This window comes from uncultured Methanobrevibacter sp. (genome assembly GCF_937906425.1).
Taxonomy (GTDB): Archaea; Methanobacteriota; Methanobacteria; order Methanobacteriales; family Methanobacteriaceae; genus Methanobrevibacter.
Map to the genome: position 1 here is coordinate 1 of NZ_CALCYR010000128.1, position 6,761 is coordinate 6,761.

2 protein-coding genes are annotated in these 6,761 nt (G+C 31.2%); one reads left to right on the top strand and one right to left on the bottom strand.

Translation table 11 applies throughout. The features are described 5' to 3' along the window. Nucleotides 1-341: 341 nt before the first annotated feature. Nucleotides 342-3,302, bottom strand: a complete 2,961-nt coding sequence (locus Q0138_RS03735) for a hypothetical protein (RefSeq protein WP_297981093.1) — start codon at nucleotides 3,300-3,302, stop codon at nucleotides 342-344. 411 nt (nucleotides 3,303-3,713) lie between these two features. On the opposite strand from Q0138_RS03735, the gene Q0138_RS03740 reads away from it, so the two are divergent. Then, nucleotides 3,714-6,302 carry a hypothetical protein gene (locus Q0138_RS03740; RefSeq protein ID WP_297981097.1) on the top strand — a complete coding sequence of 863 codons (2,589 nt, stop codon included), beginning with the start codon at nucleotides 3,714-3,716 and terminating at the stop codon, nucleotides 6,300-6,302. Nucleotides 6,303-6,761: the final 459 nt, after the last annotated feature.

Sequence of the window (6,761 nt, forward strand, 5' to 3'; positions counted from 1 at the left end):
CACCGAGATCTACACTCTTTCCCTACACGACGCTCTTCCGATCTATTTTGGGTCTGTTGAAAACCTATTTTAAGAATTTATTTTATTTATTTTAATCCTTTATTTTAGAAAATTTTTATAAAAATTTTTAGGATTTCAACAAGACCAAAAAATATTAAAATTATTAAAAATTATTAAAAATAGCTAAAAAATTAAAAAAAATTAAAAAAAATTAATTAAAAAATATTAAAATTATTAAAAATTAAATTAAAAAAGAGAATGAAAAGAAATAAAAAACAAAAAAAAGATTTAATCAATTAAAAATTAATTAAATCTCCTGAAATCAAATTAAAAGATCCCGATTAACGAATCACTATTTTACCAGATTTAGAAATGGCCTTATAAACGTCATCACCAGCATATTTTACAGTGAATGCATAAGTTTTTTTCTTAGACAAACTAACATTTACACTAGCAATTCCCTTAGAATTGGTCTTAGCAGTGTAAGTCTTTCCGTTTACTGTAAAGCTGATTTTCTTATTCCTAAGAGCAGTTCCTCTTGAAGTCTTAAATGTAGCAGTGATCTTTTTGCTTTTTGCTGTAATCCTATAAGACTTATTGGAAGTGGTCAATTTAGGAGTCTGCTTATTTACAGTGATTTTTGCCACTTCAAAACTAGCATAATAACCATCATCACTTAAGAAACATATTGCAAAGGTGTAATTTCCTGAAACTGCAAGATTTATCTGAATGCTTGCCTTTCCATCATTATCTGTTACCGGAGTATAGATATGACCATTAAAACCTATTTGAACAGGCTTATTTGCCAACGGATTACCATACTGATCTTTAAGGGTGACATTGAAATAATCCCCCTTTCTGCCATCAATAAGATAATTGATTGATGCAGTAGTCATGTTTTCATATTCAATAACTGTTCCCATTCTGTCAACAATGATTGTAGTGTTTGCATCAACATAATCATAACGATTGGAACCATTGAATATTACACTGACCTCATGTGTCCCAACAGACAAATCTGAATAATAGAGATTTGCATGACCGTCAATAATGCTTATCTTTTCCTCCATATCATCAATTTTAATGATTAAATCAGCATCCAGATAGTTTCCAGCCACATTAAAGAATAAAATGCTTAAGCTTGCATTTCTACTGTAGAGCTCTTGGGAACCGAAGGCAATAAGTATAGGGCTTTCCTTGACTGTCACATTCTCATCAGGATCTTCACTTGGACTTCCGCTTAATACATTGAATACTGTAGATGCGCTTACAGGAAGATATTCATCATTTCCTGCAAAATCAATGCTGAGGTCATAGGAACCTATATCGAAAATAGGAAGGGAAAATGTGGAAAATCCATTATAAACCTCAATTTGGCATGTAAAATCATCAACAACACAGCTTAGCTTAACTCCATTTAATTTAGTTTCCCCATAGGTTAAATTAATGTAAAGCACAGGTCTGTGACCTTCATAGACATCAGGGACTGAAATTGAGAGACTAGGAGTCTTTGTAATATTCCCCTCACTTGAATTTGTATCTGTACTATTATCAGTAGCGTTAGTATCAGTACTGTTTTCAGTTGCATTAGTGTCTGTGCCATTGGTATCAGTGCCATTTTCAGTACTGTTAGCACCTGTACCGTTTTCACCAGCAGTTCCATTAATATCAGAAGAACCTCCGCCGGTTCCATTATCATCAGAAGAGTTATCACCGGTTCCATTATCATCAATATCCAATTGACCTATAAACAAAATAGGAAAATCAAGAATCTTTTTTCCGCTTAAGAAGCTGTAAATATGAGCGGTGTCATTTGTTTTTACACTTGGAATATATTGGATCCGTTTTTCATTGGAAACTGTAAAAATATCTGAACTGAATGAATTTCCGCTTTTATCATTTGAAATTCCAAATTCATATTCAGGCATTGAGACAAAAACACCATTTGAACTTTTATAAATAAGATTGTCAACATTTATTGGACTTAAGACAGAATAGACCAAATCAAATGAGCTTATGAGATTTACCCAATTGCTGACTCCCTGATTTGATACTCCATTATAAATCAAACCGGCACCCCTTATCTCATCGGAAGATGAATAATCAATTCCATAGAAATTGTTATTCATATAAAAGCTTTCACCATAAAAGACTGAAGCAAGATTTGCATGGTTATTGTCAAAAATGGAATTTTCAACATAGGAAAGATATTTGTCGCTGTGGATTGCTCCCCCTTCACTTGCAGAGTTATTTGCAAATATTGAACCGTTGACTGAATTTCCAGAACCTGTAAAGCATATGGCTCCCCCTTTAGTTCCTGCAGTGTTATTGACAAATGTATTGTTTATAATAAAACCATTGGATCCGCACCATGAAACAGCTCCCCCTGCACTATCTGCAGTGTTTCCTTCAAATATATTATTTGAAAATAGAGAGTTGGACTGACCGCAATAGATTGCACCAGATTCATTTGCTGAATTGTTTATAAAAACACAGCCATTTACAATCGAATTGGAGGAACCTGATAAAAATATTGCACCAGCCTTAAATCCTGAATTGTTGATAAAACTTGAATTTTCAACATGAATAGACTGGGAGACCCTGATTGCAGCCCCATAACCTTTGCTATAGGCCTTATTGTTTATAAAGCTGCAATTATAAACTGTACCATTATCACCTGCCCAACTAATGGCACCCTTATAATCGGTACGAGGCTCATCATCTAAGGTAATTCCGTTTTTCAAGGTCAAACCCTTTAAAACCACATTATCACTGACAATAAAGAATATTTGAGAACTTTGATTTCCATCCAATACAGCAGCACTTGAAGACTCTATGGAAAGAGTCTTGTTTACAGTAATACGCTCACCAGAGCTTATGAAAGTACCGCTAAGTACAATTGTATCATTGTCATTTGCATTGTCAATAGCTGATTGAATATCTTCAAAGCTGCCCCCATTCAATGAAACACTTGAAGAAACTTTGTTTTTATTTTTTAAATCAGTGCTAAAGTCTTCCCCAGTACTAAAGTCTTCCTCAATACTAAAGTCTTCCCCAGCATTAAAGTCTTCCTCAGTACTAAAGTCTTCCTCAATACTAAAGTCTTCCCCAGCACTAAAGTCTTCCAAATCAGCAGGATTAAAATCCAAATTATAATTACCCTCATCATTACAGACTATAAAACTTTCATCATCAATAATAGAATCATTTCCACCAATATCCAAAGCAGAAACAGATGAAAGGGACAATAATAAAGCAAATGATAAAATAAAAATTAAATCCATTTTAAAACTAAATTTCAAATTTTCACCTAAAAATTTTTTTTAAACACTTAAAATTATTAATTATTAATTAGTATAATTTATTGAAAATATAATATTTAAATTTTTTAGCAAAATAAAATTAAAGCTTAAAAATTTTAAAAAAAACTTTAAACAAAATAATTTAAATTTTTTATCGAAACAAAATTAAAGCTTAAAAATTTTAAAAAAAAACTTTAAACAATTTTAAAAATAAACCATAAAAATGCCCAAATGCTATTTTTATAAGGATTTTCCATCTAATTTGTAAACTTTAATTATCAACATATAAATACTTGTAAAACACATATTAAATTAAACATTTAATGAATTAATTTTAAAATTTCGTTTTAGTTTTTTAATTTTGTGGAGGTTTTAATTATTTTTAATAAAAAATATTCAATTTTACTATTAATGATTTTAATAGTAAGTGCAATATCCCTTTCTTCAGTCAGTGCAGAAGATACAAGCATTGGCAATTTAAGCACTGCAAATGAAATGGAAATTGCAGACTCAGATTTTAATAATGAAATGGAAATTGACAATTCAAATCAGATTGAAAGTCTTGAAAAGGACACTGCCCTCAAAAAAGAATCTGAAGATTCAAAACTCTCAGACAATGATGACAAATATGAAGTCAATTATGAAATAATGATTCCGGATTCAGTCAGGAAGGGAGGCTACACTACATTTGAGGAAGACCTCTATGATTACTTTTCCACAGTAAGCTGTACCTTTTTTGATGATGTGGATGGAAACTATTCCATTTCAGTAGATGGCTTGGAAGTCTACAATCGCCCAATCATCAGTTATTGGGACGACGATTATGAAGAGGATTATTTTGATTTGAATGATCTTAACTTAAGCTATGGAACCCACAGCATTGAAGTCAAATTCGACGGCAATGATGAATACGCTCCCTTTTCAGTTCAAAAGGAATTTGAATATTACTACTTTAAACTCCTCATTCCGGAAAATATAATTAAAGGAGATTGGGATGATCGCAATTCTGCAATGATTTGTGAATTTGCACTTGATGCAAAAGGAAACCTAACAGTTTACATTGACAATAAAAGGGTATTCAAGGATTCAGCATATGATGCCCGAATCAGGAATCCGGCAGATGATGATGAGCTTGATTTGGAGTCAACAATAAGCATTTCACTCGATTCCTTATCCTTTGGACAGCATAGCTATACAGTCAACTATACAGGCAGCAATTATGAAAGCCTATATCTGAAAGGTTCCTTCAACATAAGCGACTATTACTTTGAGGTTAATGGAATTGAAGATGAATATTCCTACGGCGATGTTTTAGAGTGTGAAATAAGATTGATTGAAGGGACTACAAAAAATCTGATATTAAATGCAAATGGCAAGGAATATGCAATTGTAATATCAGGCAATGATTACAGCTATTACTGTGAGAACTATTATTTCAATGAGCTTGTCTTAGGTGAAAACAATTTGACCTTCACCTACGAGGACAGCAAATTGCCAAAAAGAAGCCTGACATTTCTAATCAATGTTACAGGCAAGATTCTTGCTCCCGAATGGGAGGGAATAAGGTATATGGCAGACAATAGAACAATTAATTTAACATTGCCAAATGATGCAAAAGGCAATCTAAGCCTTTACCAATCTGAATACAATCTTTATGGAGATAATGAATACACTGCAGGGGACTTGATTAAATCTGTCCCTATGAAAAATGGATTTGCATCCATCCCATTATACGATTTCCCATTAGGCCAACATGATTTTCTTATCCGCTATGAGGGGGATGACTACAAAATCGAAGACCTGATTACATCAATACAAGTCGGACCAAATATAGATTTGGCTACAGGGGTCTGGTCAAAAATCATCAATGGCTACTCAATAAGAGTTCAATCTCCTGAAGATTTCACAGGACGCCTTATCATTGACGTCTATGATACAGAATACCTGAAAGATGAAGACTATTATGAAATGAGCAATCATGTCAAGGAAATATATAACGGTTCAGCCAAGGGAATTGTCAATATAAAATATCCCAGTTTGGATATTGGAAATTACTACTTCCACATCAGGCTTTTCAATGATGATGAAGAAATCTTTTCAAAATCCATTATGTCCAGCATAAGGGATGAAAATCCAGATTGGGAAATAATTGTAGAGATTCCTGATGAGATTTGTCTGGATGACTATTATGATGGAGAATATTACATTTCATTTTGTCCGACCAGCATTCCAAATGATATTTCAGGAGACCTGATTCTTTATATAGATGGAGAAATAGTAGATGAGAATTCATTGGACGATGAATATGAATTTCCACTTGAATTTATTGACATAGGCAGCTTAAGCAGAGGAAGCCATAATTGGGAACTTAAATATTTAGGTGACAGCTACTATAATCCGACTTCAGTAAATGGCAGCTTTAAAATACTTAAGACTTTTCCAAGTTATATAATCGCATCTTCTGTAAGCACAAGCTATAAGACATCAAAAAAGATGACAATTACTTTAATGGACTATAATGATATGCCCCTTGCAAATAAAAAGGTCAGCATTGTTTTAAATGGCAAGACATATACAAAAACCACCGATGCAAAGGGCAAGATCTCATTTACAGTTCCTGCAAACCTTGCTCCTAAAACATATATTGCAAGAGTCAAGTTTGCAGGAGACCTTGATTATTTAAGTTCGCAAACTACAGCAAAGGTAAAAGTAGTAAAGGCAATTCCTAAGCTAACAGCAGCCTCAAAAACATTTAAACTTAAGGCAACAAAGAAATACACCGCTACATTAAAGTCAGACAAGAAGCTTGCAATAAAAAATGTAAAGATAAGCCTAACTGTCAATAAGAAGACATACACTGCAAAAACCAATTCAAAGGGAGTCGTTACATTAAAACTTAGCAAATTAACTAAGAAGGGCAAGTACACTGCAATAATTAAGTTTAGCGGAAACTCATATTATAAGGCTGTAACTAAGAAAGCTACTATTTCCATTAAATAGTCTAAAAAACATTTTAAGGAGTTTTAACTCCTTCTTTTTTTATTTTTATTCAATTCTAATTGGATCTTTTTTAAATTTAGACTTGTTTTTTATTTATTTTAATATCTTATTTTTTATTTAAACTTATTTTTTAGTTTTATTTTAAATTTAAAGTTAATATTTTATTTTATTTTTAATTTAAACTTCTTTTTATTAATTAAACTTATTTTATTTTATTTAAATCCATACTTTTATAAATTAAATAAAAATTTACTTATAATCAATTCATTAAAAAAAATAAGAAACTTAATTGTTTAAAATAATTAAAGAAATAATAAAAATAGTTAAAAATGATTTAAAATAATTAAAAATAATTAAAATAGTTTAAAATAGTTTAAATAATTAAAAAATAATAAAAATAGTTAAAAATAATTAAAAATAATTAAAAATAATTAAAAAAAAATAAAAATAGTAAAATAG